Genomic DNA, 16,636 nt, shown 5'->3' with positions numbered 1-16,636 from the left:
CCTAAAAAACAATCTAATACAATATCACCCGGATGAGAATGTTTAAATAATTGTTTTTTAATCATTTCTAATGGTTTAACTGTTGGGTGATCAATATTACCATCTCGACCAATAGGGTAATAATATACAGTTTTTCAATTTTCATAAGACCTAATATATTTAGCTCCTGATTCAAAAATTCATAAGCAATATTCAGTATCTTCATAATATGGATTATTTCTTAGAGTAGGGTTAGTTTTAATTCATTTTAATAAATATCATCTTCATTTATTTTTACGAATAATAGGAAGATATTGATCTATTTGTTAAATATTTAGTCAAATTAAACAATTCATATATTTTGTAATTCTCTTAAATTCGTTTAAATATTCTTCATATTTAATATTTTCAATAGATTTAATTTCAACTAAACCGATGGCATTTTTAACTATTGCTTTTCCAATAGGAGTATCTTTTTTTACATTAAGATTATTTTGTTTTTTTCTTATAATTTCATAAAAATAGGGTGGATCAGTTAATATTAAATCAATACTTTTATTAGGGATAGTTTTTAATATTTCTAAGCTATCCCCATGTATTAATTCGCCTAAATTAGTTTTCATATTATCAAGCAAATGCATCATCAGTAATAGGTGATTCTAAATTACTAATATCATCTTCAATAACTACATTATTAATAGGTGTGTCCGCTATTTTTTCAATAGGTGTACTATAATATTATTATTAATAGGTAGTTCATCGCTGACTGCCCCCTGATTTTTAGCGACAGTAATATCAGTAAATGGGATATAATCAAAATTACCATCTTCTTTAATTTCTTTTTCATCTAAATAAATATCAGAAATATCAATTCCCATTTCTAATGCTAATTTACGATATAATTTAGCTTCAACAATTTCTTTTAGTCATTTAACTCATGGACTATATTAACTATTACCACTTGGACTAGATCCTTTTAATCTATCAATATCTGATTTTCTTAACAAAATACCTTGAAAATTATTATTTTTATCTTTTGCAAATGCATAAGATCCAATTATTTCGTTATAATCACTAGTATTAGCATTAAAATTAATTTCATGTATTTTAGGACAAAAATTTAAACTGTCTCACTCAAATTTTTCGCCTTTAAATATAATTGCTTTTCTTGGACTATATCCAGCTTCTTCAATTTTTTTACAATAAACTTTACTATCAATAATTGTTGTTAATTTATTTTTAAATGGAATAATATTAAAATCTTTACTAAAAATTAATCCTTTATTACTTAATTTAATAATTCCTAATGCTGTAATTTTTGCATTATCTGCATTAGAAACTAATGACATATAATTTTGTCCATTTTTCATTTTTAATTCTTCAAGAGCAAGAATATTTTCTTTTAAATATTTATCATTAACTTTTAACTCATATTTAATAACGGCACCTTTAATATATTGTTGTAATTCATTTACCATGTTATTTATCTCCTTTAATTTTAATTTTGATACCTTTAACTCCAATTAATTGAGTATAAATACCTGTATCTCATTGAATTTTAATTTCATTTTTAACAATTTTTTCATCATTAATTAAATTAATAAGTTCTAACTTATCTGCATTTTGTAGAAAATCATCATTAATACCAATTACTTCAATATCTTTAATTAATAATTTTTCTTTAATAATATTAATACCAACTTTTTTAAGTTGTTTTGGATCTAATGATTTATCAATTTGTTCAATTTCTTCCATAATACGAACTTGCTCATCTTGAATTTGATCCATATCAAGACCCATATCTTCATTTAAATTATTAGCTTCTTTAATTAATTCTTCTTGTTTTAATTTAGCTTCTTTAATTAATTCTTCTTGTTTTAAAAATCGTGCTTGAGTAATATTATTTTTAATTTCAATTTTATGATTTTCAATTATTTTTTCAAATGAAATAATATTAGTACGAATTCGATTTAATTCATCTTTAAAAATTTTAATTAATTCTAATGGCTCTTTAAAAACAATATCTACTTTACTTAATGTTCCTGGAATATCTTTTAAATGAACATCTTTATAACCTGTCGCATTATATTTATTACGATGTCGATAGATAAAATCTACTAATTCTTGCCCATTTGCTTCAATTCAATTTTTAATTGGTTGTGCTTTTAAAGATAATTCTTTAAAATCAGATCCTTTTATATAAAATGGAAATATTACATTTTTAACTGTATTTTTAACTATATCGCTCATGATTAATTAATTTCCATTTCTAAGAAAACCACCACATTTAGCACAATGCAATGTTCCGTTTTCTACTATAAATCCTTTAACATTTCTATGGTCTTTATTTTTACATTCAACTATTTCCATAGTATTTTCCATTATTTATCACTCTCCAATTTATTTTTTCATTGTGATAATGAATAACCATTCTTTTTAGCTTATGCTTTTAATTTTTTATGTTATGCTAATTCTTGATCTAAATTAGTTCAATTTTCTTGAATAACATTTTAATAATATTTCCCATATAATCTTGATTTATATTAGCAATCGCTAATATTGCTTCCATTATCTTTTTTTGATTATGCTCAATTTGTTCTAATTTTCCTAAAATACTTGCTTCTCCACTAGTCATGTTGGTCCTCCTTACTAGGTAATTTGTCATATTTTGAATTATCTTTTAATTCATATCGGTATCTAAATTCACAATTTACATTACTACATTGAACATACAAATTCGTTTGATGAGTTAAGCAAATATCCCTCATTGGTTTAAAATCTTCTTTAAATAATTGTGTTTTTTCTAATTCATAATAATTAATTTTTAATAATTTATATCCTTTTAAATGAGTATCAATGTAATCTTTTAGACTTTCAATTTTTTTATCTTTTTCAGCAATTTCTTTTTCGTGTACTTGCAAAACTTTTTCTAAATCTTTAATAACAAATTTTAACATTCCAATCTCAATAGTTTTATCATCATTATATTGACTACGAATTTCTTGTTGATATTTAATAATTTCGTATTGATATGTTTTTATTAATTCTTTAACTGTTTTTGCCATGTTTTATTTCCTTTCAAATATAAAATGTAATATAATTTAATTCATTTTTATAATAAGTACTAAATATAATTTCATGTTTATCAGTTTTTTTAACTTTATAGTTAAATAAATGTGGTTTAAAATTTGAAATTCAATTATTTTCTCCAATTTTTGGGTCTTTTTTAATATAATTAATAACCATATTAATTAATTCTTGATCATCATAATTACTATTAATTATTAATACTTTATTTTGTTTTGAAATTAAAGCTAACATATTAATTTTTTGAAATTCTCAATCATTAATATTATTTTTATTTTGAATATAAGGTAATTCTTTTTCACAACTTATTAATAATGCTAGGAAAAAACCTAAATTTATTATTAATAATAATTTAAATAATTTTTTCATTATCTTCATTTCCAATATAATTATTTTTGGGTTTATCAAAATATAAATTAGTTAAATTTTCTATTTCTTCAGGTGTTAATTTTTTATTTTCAACTTCAATTTCATAACGATCCATAATATCTATTTCATAATCTTTGGCACATTCTGGATAATTATCAAACATTTCTTTTAATAAATCTTTTAAATCCATCATTATTCTTTCTCCTTTAATGTATACATTCTAATTGTGGTTGATATATTTGTTTATTTTTAATATCAAAAATAAAACTATCAATATTATCATTTAACATGTCAACTGCTATTTTATAATCATAAACAAAATAACGATATACATTATTTGCTTGATCTTTAACTACAACTAAATAATTCATATATATAACTCCGACTTTTTAACTACAAAGTACTACAATGTTCTACATTTTGTAGTTGTCTGTAATACCAAGTACCCCCTCATCAAGTCCCCACTAGTAGATTAATTAAGAAATCCTTGCCCAGTTCTTAAAAGTTATTTTTCTTCTACGCACACGATTTTATTTTTATTCTTGCAATTAAAAGTTATGAATACAGCATTATATGATTATCTTAATCAAAGTCATTAATTTACAAAATCTCAAAAAAACAAGTTAACAGTTCTATTGATTTATTTACTGACAAAATGCCAAGTTGGGGAACCTTCCACTAAAAATATGTAATTGTGAAATTAAATAATTGTAGAACCAATATATTTAATTTTTAAAGTTAATTTTTAAATAAAAAAAATCAACCCAATAAGGGTTGATTTTTTTGTCTTATTTCATCGTTTATTATACATATATAATTAGTTTAGCAAAAAATAATACATTATATAAAATTTAATAACTTTTTAAGAAAAAATGTTATCCAATTTTAAAAAATGGATAACATTTGGTTTTACTCTAATGTAATATTTACTAACTTGTTTCTCTTAATTTTTCAAATTCCAACCGCAATCACTAATAATAGAATTATTCCAATTGCTAATGTTGCAATTGAAACAACATAAAAAGAAAAGGAAGGAATTAAAAGCATTCCGGTGCTTTTAAAGACCACTTTAGCAATTAAACTTCATAATAATTGTGCAATCACATAACTTAAGATATAACCAATAATAATTGCTAATAGATAAAATCCTAATACAATTGAAATAATTTTTCATGTTGGATATCCAAGTGCTTTTAAGGTTAAAATTGTTCGCCGGTTTTCATCAAGCACCATTGAAATTAAAACTGCAAGAATCAAAGCAACAATTACAATTGTTAATCCTTCTAACACATTAAGAACATCACGGACCGTTCGCATTACTTGCAAATAATTTTCCAGTAATGTATAAAATGGTCAAATCTTATTTAACCCATTTAATAATTTTAGATTTGTTCGTAAATCAAGGGCATTAGTAAAATCAATTTTTTTATTATTATCAAACATTGTAAAATCATAATTATCCGTTAATGAAAATGCTGACATAGTACGATAAGGTTGCAAAGACATTCCACTTGGGCTAGCACGAGAAGCAACGACATTATAATATGAATTAGGTGCAAACACAATTCCCTTTCCGGTTACATTAACTCATTGATTCATAACAGTAACTAAGGAATCTTGATTCATATAAATATTCCCCGAACTAATATCAGCATCATCTGAACCAACTACTTTAAAAGCAACAGGAACATATCCAATGGCATTCGTAATGCGAACATTTAGTTTAAAAATATCACCCGGATTAATGTCCGTTGCTTGATAAACTCGTTTTGCCAAAATAACTGGGATTGGTTCATTAATTGGCATATTCAAATCATGTGCTAATGGGTTCTCACTAATTTTATAACCAAAAACCTCTTTTTGAGCAACATCAGCGGAAGTATTTTGGGAACGATAGTTTAACAACTGGTTTCGTTCTGTTTCATTGTTTGATAAACCAACAACATTTAATTGTGAAACAGGATTTTTAGCATTCTTTGTATCATCTGGACTTCAACCAGCTGACAAAAAGACATATGGAAAATCATAAACTGGATCATACACCATATTTGGTCCTAAATAAATATCGGGATATTGTCCATTGGTTGATGAACCCAAACTATTAATCATATTAATTCCAGTGATAATAGTTTGAATATCTGCTTCGGTTAACCCTTGACTAATTAAATTCGGCTTTATAATATTTATTATTTCAATTAATCGATCTCACCCATTAATTCATTCCCCAGTTTTGCTATCTTTAACTTTATAGTTAACAATTATCTTAACTGTTTCAGCATTTAAATAAGGGTGTTTATTGGTTTTGGCATCATATTTAATCTTACTTTCAACAAGAGTTGGACCACTTGGGTCACCAACAATATTCAACAAATCACCACAGCTTTTTTTTACACCAGTAGGATTAGAACTTGATAATTTTAAAAAACACATTAATGGATCTGGAAAATTAAAGGTTTTATCATCATCTAAAACTTGTGCTCGATAATAATGTTGGTCACGTTCATCTGTTGTAATTCAATTATATGGTTTACTATTATCGGCCTCTTGAACAATATCTTGTTGATCAGAAGATGCAATTAAATATGATTTTATATCATCTTTAAAATATCGGAAGGAATCATTAACAATCCCTTGTGCCATAACTCCAGCATCTAATTGAAAGATTAATAAGAAGGATGAAAAAGCTAAAACAACTAACACTGTCACTCATTTTCCGAATGATTTTAGAGCAAAGGTAAACGATAAATGAATATTAAAGGACAACCCAAAGTGTGCATATTTTCTCCCCCTTCTTACTTTTTTAACTCGGAAATTTAAATTTGATCCTTTTAAATCTCTGCTCAAAAGAATAAATGAAATCAAAAACGCCATAGCAATAAAAATAAGGGGAATAATAATTGTTGCTGTAATAAAAATAATCGGATTAAAATAAAAGAGTGATAATGGTAAACCAATTGAATATAGGTTTGAAGAAGTAAAATACATTTGTAATGGTAAACTTAATGCTCACCCTAATAGACAACCAATTAAAGTCGTAAATACAATATTAAAAGTAAACACAAAGGACAATTCATATCGACGATATCCTAGTGATTTTAAAACTCCGATTTGTCGTTTTTGATGAGTAATATCCTTTTTAATGAAAAAGGCAATAATAATTAAAATAATAATTGAACAGGCAATAGCAATTGAAGTATTAATAATAAAACCGGTATTTGTTAACATTATCACTTGCCCTGGTAATGATGATTCAAAAGCAACAATAGCATTATCTGGTGCAACAAAATAATTACTTAAAACCTTACGCAACAATGCTATTTTTTGCGGATCAGTTAAATCACCATTAACATTAATAAATCCTGTAAACTTTTCTTCACCATTAGAAAAGTTTTGTTTAATCGTATTATAATTTATGTCATTCATAAATAATAATGAACCATTCCTTAAATCAATTATTTTACCACCACTAGCAATTGTTGATAAACTCGCTAAACTAGGATAAATATTACTATATTTAGCACCATAACCAGCAATCTTAAATTGTAAATTTGAATTATTTCCTAAATTAAAATTACCTCCAACATTTAACAAATTATAGTCCGCATATTGCTTACTTAAAATAATATTATTTTTACCTAACTCAGTAACTGCTTCTCGACTTGTTACGTCAAAAACACGATTAAATGGAGTATAAAAAACATTATTTTTTCTTCAACTATCACCATTAAATAGCAAATTTTTATCTTTGCTAACGGCAACAGCATTAAAATACTGCGTATCTTTGGCCAAATTATTAGCAACAAACTGATAACTAACATCATAACTAAGATTTAAAGTAATATTGTCATCATCAATTAAAGCTCTTAATTGGCTTTGGTTAGGATGATGAACAATGTAACTTAAAAATGCTGAAGAAATATTACCACCAAAATTTTTAACTAAAGCAGTAAAAGATGCTGTCCCTGTTTGCTTATTAAAATATGGTGGCTCTTTTGATCATGTACAAATTTGATTATTTGTTAAATCACAATTTAAACCTAAAACATCCGCTCTAATATTATTAAAAGTTAAGTGATTATTATCAATTTTAGTTTCATCATAAAATTGTGCTAAAAAAGCTCGATTGTTTTCGTTTATTTTTCAATTCGGATTTCTTTTATAAACATTATTATCAACGTTCAAACTATCCATTCGAATTTCATAATGATAGGGAATACTGTTTTTCTTAACATCATTTAACCCATTTTTAACTTGAAAAACAGTCGAAAAAAGTGCTGTAAAAGTTAATAGTGCCCCAATGATGAACAAAATTAACCCAATAAACTGAGTTATTTTTTTTGTAAACCCCCGCGTAGCCTCTTTTGCAAGATTTAACATATTATCTACCCATTCTAAATATATATTAAGTTTATTATATAAGAAAAATAAAATATTTTTAAAAAATATTTCAAATCTTTAATCAACTAAATAAGCGCAACTAAATCGTTTGATTTGATAAAGCAACCGTACTAATTCAAATCCAACATCTGTTAAACTATAATAAGAATATATTACATTGTTTTTAGGATACATCTTTTTTTGAATAATATTTTTTTCAATTAAATTATTAAGGTTTTCTGTTAGCACTTTTCTAGTACATTCCTTTAAATGGTTATGCAATTCATTAAAACCATACTATTGCTCATTCAAAACATTAATTATTTTTAAAGCTCATTTTTGTGAAATAATTTTAACAAAACTTTTAATTGTTGCCACGTTATGATCACAACAACTACTCTCACAACGATAATCAGCCCCACAACAAATTTGATCCTTAATGACACACTGTTTCATTATATTTCACCACTTTTCACTATCTATACATTATAAACCTTAATAAGATAATTTACAATTATGTTTTTTTAACTAAATAAAAATAGTTGCCTTAAAAGCAACTATTTTATCGTCCAATGAATTTACGAACACCATCATAAGCCAATAGCAGTAACAATGGTATAACCATCATTCCCAATGATATAATTGACATTTGTCAAGATAATAATGGGGGCGTCTCAAACTTATTTTCATTAGCTGTTGATAAAAAGATTAAATTTAACCCTGGAGCATATATTATTAAAAAGTTTAATGCTAAAGCAATTAATGATGCTCCTAATAAATAATAATTGGTTGGTTCCATTTTATTATGGGCTTTAATCTGATAGTTTGGTAATTGAATTGCAAAAGCAAAAATAACCGGTGAACATGCCATAACTAAAATTGTCGCAATTTTAGCATCTTCAACATTATTAAAAACTTCTTTTCCAATAAAAAATGTTGCAATAACAGTTCCCGCCGTAACAAATGCTAAATATAAAATCGTTCCTAAACTATTAGTAAAAAAGGACTCTTTTTTATTTCGTGGTTTATCTAACATTAGACGATTATCGTTATATCCTAAACCGATTGGAATTGCCATTAATGTTTCAACAACCAAGTTAAATCATAAAATATTAACTGAATCAAATGGCTTAATTTGCGTTGAAACAGAAATAATAATAAATGCCAAAACATTAGCTAACTGTGCTGCACAAACAAAAGCAATTGCCCGTTTAATTTTATGATAAACATTTTTCCCTTCTTCAACACCACGAATAATAGTTGAAAAATTATCATCTTGCAAAATAATATTTGCTGCTTCTTTTGAAACATCAGTCCCAGTAATTCCCATTGCTACTCCAATATCTGCTTTGCTTAAACTTGGAGCATCATTAACACCATCACCCGTCATTGACACAACATAATTCATTGCTTGTAAACACTCAACAATTCTTGTTTTATGATCAGGATTAACTCTTGCAAAAACCGAAACATCTCTAAATTTCTCTTGTAATTCTTTATTATTCATACTATCAATTTGATGACCAGAAATAACATTCGCTTCTGAAGTTGCTAAATTTAAATCTTTTGCAATCGCCAAAGCTGTTGCTTTATGATCTCCTGTAATCATAATTACTCTAATACCAGCTTTATGTGCTATTTTAACCGCTTTCACCGCTTCTGGGCGCGGCGGGTCAATCATCCCAACTGCACCTAAGAAAATTAAATCACTTTCAATTTCTTTCTTATCATATTCTTTAAAAGCAAAAGCTAATACTCGTAATGCTTGACTTGATAATTCTAAAGCTTTTTCTTGTAATTCTTCTTTCATTGTTGCAGTTAAAGGAATAATTTTATTATTTAAATAAATCTTATGGCAATGTTTTAATAATTGGTCAAGTGCACCTTTTGTATAAACAAACTCTTGTTTATTAACCCGATTAACAGTTGACATTAATTTTCGATCAGAATCAAACGGAACTTCTAAGATTCGAGCATACTGTTCACGATATTTAACTTCACTAATCGTAAACCTCTTGTAAAATCAATTAAAGCAATTTCAGTTGGATCACCAATTCGTTCTTTTTTAGTATTAATAGCATCATTACATAATGTTAAACAATTAATAAAATGAAATGCTGCTCGATTGTCTGTTTCAAAACGAAAAGCACTTTCTTTCATAGTTTCATTATTAAAAATTACTTCTTTAACTGTCATTTTGTTTTGAGTTAAAGTTCCTGTTTTATCTGAACAAATAACATTGACTGACCCCAATGTTTCAACAGCATCTAATTTTTTAACAATAACATTAACACGAGCCATTCGTTTTACTGACAATGATAAAATAACTGACACAATAACAACTAATGACTCTGGAATAACAGCAATAGCAATTGTGACTGATGTCATTAAATTGATTGGTCAACTATTTTCATCACTCAATAGAAAGAAAACAAAGACAAAAATTGCTAATAAAATAGCAAAAATACTTACTACTTTTGTTAATTTTGTTAGTCTGATTTGTAAGGGTGTTTTTTCTTGTTTGGCCTTAACGACTCCTGCCGCAATTTTACCAATTTCACTATTAACAGCATTAGCAACAACAATCCCGATTGCTCTTCCATTTGTAATAAAAGTTGACATAAAAGCCATATTAGTTTGGTCAGCTAAAAATAATTTTTGTTTTGTTAAAACAATACTATTTTTTTCAATTGGAACTGATTCACCAGTTAAAGCAGCTTCATCAATAAACAAATTACTTGCTTCTAAAATACGAATATCCGCTGGAATGTATTTTCCAGCTTCTAAAATAACAATGTCACCAACAACCAATTCGTTGGCTGGAATCTCGATAATATCACCATCCCGTTTTACAACCGCAACTGGAATTGTCATTTTCTTTAATGATTCTAATGATTTTTTTGCTTTCACTTGTTCAATTGTTTGAATAAAAGCATTTAACAAAACAATACATAAAATTACAGCAAAATCAATTACATGAATTTTATTATTAACAACCTTCTTAATAACAACCGAAGCAATACCAGCAATAATTAGAATAATTGACAAAGGGTCTAATAATGAATATAAAAAAATTAAACTTCAATGTTTATTTTTTGGCTTTGGCAATTCATTTTTACCATTTTTAACTAATTTTTCTTGTGCCTGTTCTAATGATAAACCCGAACTTAAATTTGTTTCAAATTCTTGTTCCAATTCTTTATCTGTTTTGTTAAATCATGTCAATTATTGCTGACCTCACTTTCTATTATTGTCTAAAACTAAATTTCTTAATTTCTATTTTGCTTTATAAATTAATTTTATAATATAAATAACTAAATTGTAATATGAAGCAGAAAAAAAAATCAACTCGGAAAGGAGTTTGATTTTTTAATGTGTATACTGTAAAACTAAACGATAAAAAGTTAATAAAATTATAACAAATTAAAATAAAAAACAATAATTATAAAAAATAAACAGAAAACAATAAAAAGTATACAAAAAACCCATAAAAATGAACAGAAAAAGTATTTTTATAAACTAAATTATAAAAAAATAATTAATAAATTTAATGAACAAATATTTTTTTAAAATATTGCTTTGATGTAAAATTCCCTAAACAAGGTCGTATTGTTGTATTTAATATATATAAAACATTTTTTAATCTACTATGAATATTAATCAAAGGTTCATTTTGTCCAAATCATCGCCTTATATCTCTATTTATTCGTTCTACTAATGCTTTTTGTTTTGGTTTACCAGCATCACAAAAATAAACTCTTATTTTAAAGTGTTTTTCTATTGGTTTTCATTTATAAAATTCCTTTCCTCTATCTGTTAAAACACAACTAAATTTATTAATACCAATTTGTCTAATCATTTTCATTAAAACCATTAAAACTGTACTTGCTTTTTTATTAAATAAAATATCATAAAAAACTATTTTAGATTTCCGATTTACTAAAACTAATAAATAAAAATTACCACAATTAATAGTATCCATTTCTCAAATTCCACTAAAACTTAAATCATCTCCATAATCATTTAAAAATTGCTTATAATTTTTTAACATTAATTAGTTTTCCACGATTATCATTATTATCATCATTTTTAGTTTTTCGCTTTTTATTTTTAAAATACAAATTATCTTTTACTAAATTAAAATAACCTAATTTAATATATTTGTAAATTGTTTTAAAACATACACCAAATTTTATATTATATTGTAATTCATACGACATAATAATATTTTGTGGTGAACGACCAAAATTATTATATTCATTAAAAAAATAACTTAATTCTTGTGAATTTAACATTGAATATTTACGACATTGTTTTTTCTTTTTATCATGTATTTTTTGTGCTTTTACAGCATTATAATCATTAATATTATCAAACATATTTAATTCTTCTCAAATAACAGAATAAGACCTATTCATTTGTTTAGAAATTTTTCGAATATTAATTGTTCCATTTTTCTTTTTAAATAATTCATTATCTTTTAATTTTTCTAAATTTACTCTTTCATTAATATCTAATCTTTCATATTTTTTTCATATTTTACCCCCTAAAATATGTTATGATTTACATAGAGTAATTATAGCATTCTAAATAAGGAGATAAGTATATGAAAAAATGACTAAGTATTTTAGGAACAATTTGATTAACAGCAACAAGTACAACAACATTAATTAATTGTGAAAAACCAAATAACAATGAAAACGGGGGGTAATGGTAATAAACCAGAACCACCATATAATCCGCAACAACCACCAGAAAATAGTAGTTGAAAGTTAATTGATACAAATACTTCCAACTGAATATCTAATAATGAATTTCCTAGTAATAAAAATAAATGATATATAATGTTTGCGATTCTTGAAAATGAAAGTCTTCTTGATCTTAGACTTATTAAATTTAAAAATGATGATATTAATAAACCACAAAGTCTTGATGATAAAAGTAATTTTATTTTTTTAAATAATAAAAAATATTGATTTAGTTGATTATATCGTTGAGATGGAACAAATGAACCCGAAACACCAACAGTTGATAAAGATACCAGTAAAATTACAAACTGAAAAGAATAAAAGGAACTATTAAGTTCCTTTTTATATTAATCGCACAAATTTCATAAAGATAATTAATAAGAATATATTTGTTATTGTGTTATATAATGCTGGACTAAATTTTCATACCTCAAATGTTTGACTAAAAAAACTATATATTTTGTTTGAAAAATTTTACCAACACCGCTTGCTAATTCATTTACTTGTTTAACACCGGGAATATTATTTACAATTCAAATTGCAGCATTTTTTATATGACACGCCAAATTATATCAACTACAACTTTCATATTGGGCTTGTCATCATTGTCCATCGGGAAATAATCCACCATTATTTATTTCTTGTCAATTATAAATACCAAAATTAAAATCATAATAACGATACATATCATTTTCTTTTTGAGCTTGCAATTCAAAAACATTGTAACCAATTTTTTGTTCTTCAATTTTTTTGTATTTTAAACCGTATTTATCTTTTAAAGCACCTTCAAAAATATAACCTTCATTTTGATTAATATTATAATTATTTGCAACTGAAAAATCATAATTAAACAAATTACCATAATTCGTGTTATAAAACCGATTTTTAAATGCTGAATACAATTTAATATCTAATTGATTATATTTATCTGAAAAATAAAAATAACGTGGGTAAATTTTAAAACCATTGTTAGCTAATAAACCATATTTTTTATTATATCCTTGCACATAAGTATTATTTTCTAAATCAAAAATGGTAAGTAAATAATCTTTATAAAAATTTTGAGAAACCGTGAACATGCTATTTAATAATTTTTCAAATTGACTTTTAATCATATTATTTTCATTAATTAAAACATCTCTAAAATTAACTAATTTTAAACCAAAAAAGTTAATTAAAACAGTGTCATACTGTAAACTATCAATATAGCCACTTTCAATAAAATTACTACGATTTTGAAAAAAAGGTACCAAAGCGTATGCAAAAAAGGCTTTTAAGAATTTATTAATCTCAATTTGATCTTTCATCTGTTCAAAAACAATTTTACCAGTATTTGGAGTATTACCTTGATAATAATTATAAGTTTCAGCACTAAAATTAAAAGTATCTTCTTTTTCTTTTATGAAAGAAAATAAAAATCCTAAATCATCAGTATACCGATAACTATTATAATCATATCCATTCCAATATTGTTTAAGATGTGTTAATTCTAAACTACCAGCAATAATATTTTTCTTTTCACCAATCGTTAAAATCATTCGATAAATTGATTTTTTAGTTAAAATAGTACCAGTATCAGACTTATCTAAATTATTAATAATTTCAAAATCAAATATTATTTTTTGACTACCTAAATTTGGGTCATCATAGTTTGGATTTCCACCTTGCTGAACTCGGATATTTTCTTGTACAATGGCATTAATATACTTTAATAAAAAAGAACGAACATTTTTATAATCATTATCAGTATAAAAAAATACTTTACCGGTATCTTTATCAACTGTTGGTGTTTCAGGTTCATTTGTTCCATCTCAACGATATAATCAACTAAATCAATATTTTTTATTATTTAAAAAAATAAAATTACTTTTATCACCAAGACTTTGTGGTTTATTAATATCATCATTTTTAAATTTAATAAGTCTAAGATCAAGAAGACTTTCATTTTCAAGAATCGCAAACATTATATATCATTTATTTTTATTACTAGGAAATTAATTATTAGATATTCAGTTGGAAGTATTTGTATCAATTAACTTTCAATTTTGAAACTTTAAATTAACTTATTGTAAACTATCAACACCTTTTTCTAATTTATTGATAACTTCAACAATATTAAAATACTTTGCAAAAGAATAATAAAAATTTGTTAATTCTTTTAAAAATTGTTTTTTATCAACATCATAGAATTTATCAATATTATACTGTTTAGCATAAATATCTCAATTTTTATACAAATCCATAAACTCATCACTAGACTTATCAAATGAAATTCCCGTTGAATAACTATCCTTTAAAAAATCTAAATATCATTTATCATTATAAGTTAATGTTTGTGATGTTTTTAAAGTTGGGTTAATAAAATAATTTGTTTCAGACCAATTTTCAAAAAAAGTACTACGTAAAAACATTGTATTAATAAAATCAGTTTCATTTATTCCTGTTGCTTGCTGTTCAATGTTATAATTTTGTTGATTTAAAGGTTTAAAAGCGGTTAAAGTGATAAAAGGAATCACTAAACTTAAAATACCTAAAATAGATATCGCAAATAAAGATAATGACTTGCGCATTATTCTTTACCTACTTTAATTATATTTTTATTAATTTTTTTCTTAATTCATAATATCAAATCAATAATTCCCGCAGCAGTTAAAATTCAAAAAATTATATATCCAATACACATAATTGAAGAAACTGAACCAAATTTACTTAAAAACAATTGAAATTATTTAATATCAACATAAAGAAAAGGTATAAACATTCCCAAACTAATTACTAAAAAATATAATAATATTTTTCATCATTTTTCTTTTAAAAATTTTAAAATTTTAACTTTCATAAATCAAACTCCTAACTATACAATGTTTTTGAAACAATAAACCCAACAATATATAAACTTGATACTGTAAGCATTAACGGATGAGAAAATAAAATTGCCATTTTGCCAAACAACAAAAGTAATTAAGTGTCTGAATTGTATAAATCCATAATAATATTTTTTGCTGATGTCAATTGATTTATGATTACTGTTATAAAACCTGTACCAAAAATAGCGATTGCTGCAACTAATAAAACTAATCCAATCATTAATCTGTTTCCTTTTATTGACCATTTTTATTTGCATTATGAGCTTTTTTAACACCACGAGCTGTTGAAGAATATATTTTGCTGTACTATTTTTAACAGTTGAACCTAATTCATTATATTGCGTTCTTGTGCCATGAATAGCATAAATTGATAATTTAATAACCATAAAAAAGATTATAAAATAAGCAATCGTTGTATTTGTCATTGGCAATTTAGTATTTCAAATCACATCAAAAATAAAACTAAAAATTTTGTCTCAATTACTATTATTTTCAGTTAATAAATTAATCATCTTTACCACTTCCTTTTTCTTTTTTAGGTTTTAAATTTTTCTTCAAAATATCAATATCTAATAAATCTAAACGTTCTTTTATTGTTAAATCTTTAAATTGAGTCCAATAGTACTCTTTAGTAACTGGAACATCATAATTTTTTAAATCACGAACAAATGATAATTATTTACTTTCATACTTTTGAGCGATTTATAATGGAATAATTATTTTAAAAAACTGGATTCCTAATCCAACATCAGATCTATGTTTTGTACGTTTACCCTCAGCAGTTCTTTTAACAGACTCGGTTTTTCAAATTTCATAATCAGTAATATCTTGGAAAATGCCAATTCGCATAATAAAGAAACGATTAAAAAAATTTAATCCTTTTTTAGCAGTAGGTTTTTTAAGGGAAATAGGAATAATAATACCACTTGCTAATTGGCAAATATTGTTTCAAAGCATACCTTCGCGTTGAGCTTTAAATAAAGCACGATGTCCAAAATGTCTGGCCAAGACTATTCAAGGAATTTTACCACGATGAGTTACTTTTTCATCATGTGGGCTTGTACCATCAATGTACAAAAAACTCTCATCAAACAAAATTAAACTATCATCAGGGGGAACTGGTTTTGTTCGATCAGTAAAATCTAAATTTTTAAATGTTAAAACTTTAACTTTATCATCTTCTAATGGATAGTTACTATAAATCTTATC

The 16,636-nt window shown here is 25.0% G+C and carries 19 protein-coding genes and 5 pseudogenes; 2 read left to right on the top strand and 22 right to left on the bottom strand.

The features are described from left to right. The 17 genes from NL276_RS05125 to NL276_RS01925 all read right to left on the bottom strand — a co-directional run. Positions 1 to 95, bottom strand: a 95-nt coding sequence (locus NL276_RS05125; protein WP_370281049.1) for a DNA methyltransferase, incomplete at its 3' end; no start/stop codon positions are given. 210 nt (positions 96 to 305) lie between these two features. Then, on the bottom strand, positions 306 to 623 hold the full coding sequence (locus NL276_RS02000; protein ID WP_253301777.1) for a hypothetical protein: 318 nt from the start codon (positions 621 to 623) through the stop codon (positions 306 to 308). Between the two features lie 66 nt (positions 624 to 689). Beyond that, positions 690 to 857, bottom strand: a complete 168-nt coding sequence (locus tag NL276_RS01995; protein ID WP_253301776.1) for a hypothetical protein — start codon at positions 855 to 857, stop codon at positions 690 to 692. 69 nt (positions 858 to 926) lie between these two features. Beyond that, positions 927 to 1,457: a hypothetical protein gene (locus NL276_RS01990; RefSeq protein WP_253301775.1), complete on the bottom strand. Its 531-nt coding sequence runs from the start codon at positions 1,455 to 1,457 to the stop codon at positions 927 to 929. A 1-nt stretch (position 1,458) separates the two neighbouring features. Beyond that, on the bottom strand, positions 1,459 to 2,229 hold the full coding sequence (locus tag NL276_RS01985) for a hypothetical protein (RefSeq protein ID WP_253301774.1): 771 nt from the start codon (positions 2,227 to 2,229) through the stop codon (positions 1,459 to 1,461). A 229-nt stretch (positions 2,230 to 2,458) separates the two neighbouring features. Next, the gene (locus NL276_RS01980) at positions 2,459 to 2,614 is read right to left on the bottom strand and encodes a hypothetical protein (protein ID WP_253301773.1); all 156 of its coding nucleotides are present in this window, start codon (positions 2,612 to 2,614) and stop codon (positions 2,459 to 2,461) included. Further along, complete coding sequence (locus tag NL276_RS01975; RefSeq protein ID WP_253301772.1) at positions 2,607 to 3,044, bottom strand: hypothetical protein; 438 nt, start codon at positions 3,042 to 3,044, stop codon at positions 2,607 to 2,609. The genes NL276_RS01980 and NL276_RS01975 overlap by 8 nt, the downstream gene beginning before the upstream one ends. Beyond that, on the bottom strand, positions 3,028 to 3,435 hold the full coding sequence (locus tag NL276_RS01970; protein WP_253301771.1) for a hypothetical protein: 408 nt from the start codon (positions 3,433 to 3,435) through the stop codon (positions 3,028 to 3,030). The genes NL276_RS01975 and NL276_RS01970 overlap by 17 nt, the downstream gene beginning before the upstream one ends. Then, the gene (locus tag NL276_RS01965) at positions 3,419 to 3,628 is read right to left on the bottom strand and encodes a hypothetical protein (RefSeq protein WP_253301770.1); all 210 of its coding nucleotides are present in this window, start codon (positions 3,626 to 3,628) and stop codon (positions 3,419 to 3,421) included. The genes NL276_RS01970 and NL276_RS01965 overlap by 17 nt, the downstream gene beginning before the upstream one ends. Before the next feature lie 13 nt (positions 3,629 to 3,641). Further along, positions 3,642 to 3,806, bottom strand: coding sequence for a hypothetical protein (locus NL276_RS01960; protein WP_252156985.1), 165 nt, complete (start codon positions 3,804 to 3,806; stop codon positions 3,642 to 3,644). Between the two features lie 538 nt (positions 3,807 to 4,344). Continuing rightward, the gene (locus tag NL276_RS01955; protein ID WP_253301769.1) at positions 4,345 to 7,812 is read right to left on the bottom strand and encodes an ABC transporter permease; all 3,468 of its coding nucleotides are present in this window, start codon (positions 7,810 to 7,812) and stop codon (positions 4,345 to 4,347) included. A 78-nt stretch (positions 7,813 to 7,890) separates the two neighbouring features. Continuing rightward, entirely contained in the window at positions 7,891 to 8,094 is a 204-nt protein-coding gene (locus NL276_RS01950) for a winged helix-turn-helix transcriptional regulator (RefSeq protein ID WP_256468777.1), read from the bottom strand. Positions 8,095 to 8,109: 15 nt separating this feature from the next. Then, complete coding sequence (locus NL276_RS01945) at positions 8,110 to 8,268, bottom strand: hypothetical protein (protein ID WP_253301767.1); 159 nt, start codon at positions 8,266 to 8,268, stop codon at positions 8,110 to 8,112. A 106-nt stretch (positions 8,269 to 8,374) separates the two neighbouring features. Next, positions 8,375 to 9,778 (bottom strand): cation-translocating P-type ATPase, encoded by a 1,404-nt coding sequence (locus NL276_RS01940; protein WP_253301854.1) that lies wholly within the window; start codon positions 9,776 to 9,778, stop codon positions 8,375 to 8,377. Then, positions 9,775 to 11,037: an HAD-IC family P-type ATPase gene (locus tag NL276_RS01935; RefSeq protein ID WP_253301766.1), complete on the bottom strand. Its 1,263-nt coding sequence runs from the start codon at positions 11,035 to 11,037 to the stop codon at positions 9,775 to 9,777. The genes NL276_RS01940 and NL276_RS01935 overlap by 4 nt, the downstream gene beginning before the upstream one ends. 322 nt (positions 11,038 to 11,359) lie before the next feature. Then, on the bottom strand, positions 11,360 to 11,863 hold the full coding sequence (locus NL276_RS01930; RefSeq protein ID WP_253301765.1) for an IS30 family transposase: 504 nt from the start codon (positions 11,861 to 11,863) through the stop codon (positions 11,360 to 11,362). Next, entirely contained in the window at positions 11,847 to 12,230 is a 384-nt protein-coding gene (locus tag NL276_RS01925) for a hypothetical protein (protein ID WP_253301764.1), read from the bottom strand. Before NL276_RS01925 ends, NL276_RS01930 begins: the two co-directional genes overlap by 17 nt. A 188-nt stretch (positions 12,231 to 12,418) precedes the next feature. Between NL276_RS01925 and NL276_RS01920 the strand changes: the two genes are divergently transcribed. Both NL276_RS01920 and NL276_RS01915 read left to right on the top strand, forming a co-directional pair. Next, positions 12,419 to 12,523, top strand: coding sequence for a lipoprotein (locus tag NL276_RS01920; protein ID WP_253301763.1), 105 nt, complete (start codon positions 12,419 to 12,421; stop codon positions 12,521 to 12,523). Then, on the top strand, positions 12,507 to 12,881 hold the full coding sequence (locus NL276_RS01915; protein ID WP_253301762.1) for a spiroplasma phage ORF1-like family protein: 375 nt from the start codon (positions 12,507 to 12,509) through the stop codon (positions 12,879 to 12,881). The genes NL276_RS01920 and NL276_RS01915 overlap by 17 nt, the downstream gene beginning before the upstream one ends. A 21-nt stretch (positions 12,882 to 12,902) precedes the next feature. Here NL276_RS01915 and NL276_RS01910 read toward each other — a convergent pair. The 5 pseudogenes from NL276_RS01910 to NL276_RS01900 all read right to left on the bottom strand — a co-directional run. Then, positions 12,903 to 14,383 (bottom strand): annotated as a pseudogene (locus NL276_RS01910) (spiroplasma phage ORF1-like family protein); the annotation flags it as partial. Between the two features lie 243 nt (positions 14,384 to 14,626). Next, positions 14,627 to 15,130: pseudogene (locus NL276_RS05315) on the bottom strand (spiroplasma phage ORF1-like family protein); the annotation flags it as partial. A 280-nt stretch (positions 15,131 to 15,410) separates the two neighbouring features. Then, positions 15,411 to 15,647: pseudogene (locus NL276_RS05330) on the bottom strand (hypothetical protein). Between the two features lie 50 nt (positions 15,648 to 15,697). Continuing rightward, positions 15,698 to 15,939, bottom strand: a pseudogene (locus tag NL276_RS01905) (hypothetical protein); the annotation flags it as partial. After that, positions 15,932 to 16,636 (bottom strand): annotated as a pseudogene (locus NL276_RS01900) (hypothetical protein); the annotation flags it as partial. The pseudogenes NL276_RS01900 and NL276_RS01905, both read right to left, overlap by 8 nt.

This window comes from Spiroplasma endosymbiont of Phyllotreta cruciferae, from assembly GCF_918697755.1.
This window is presented reverse-complemented; position numbering and strand designations above follow the sequence as displayed.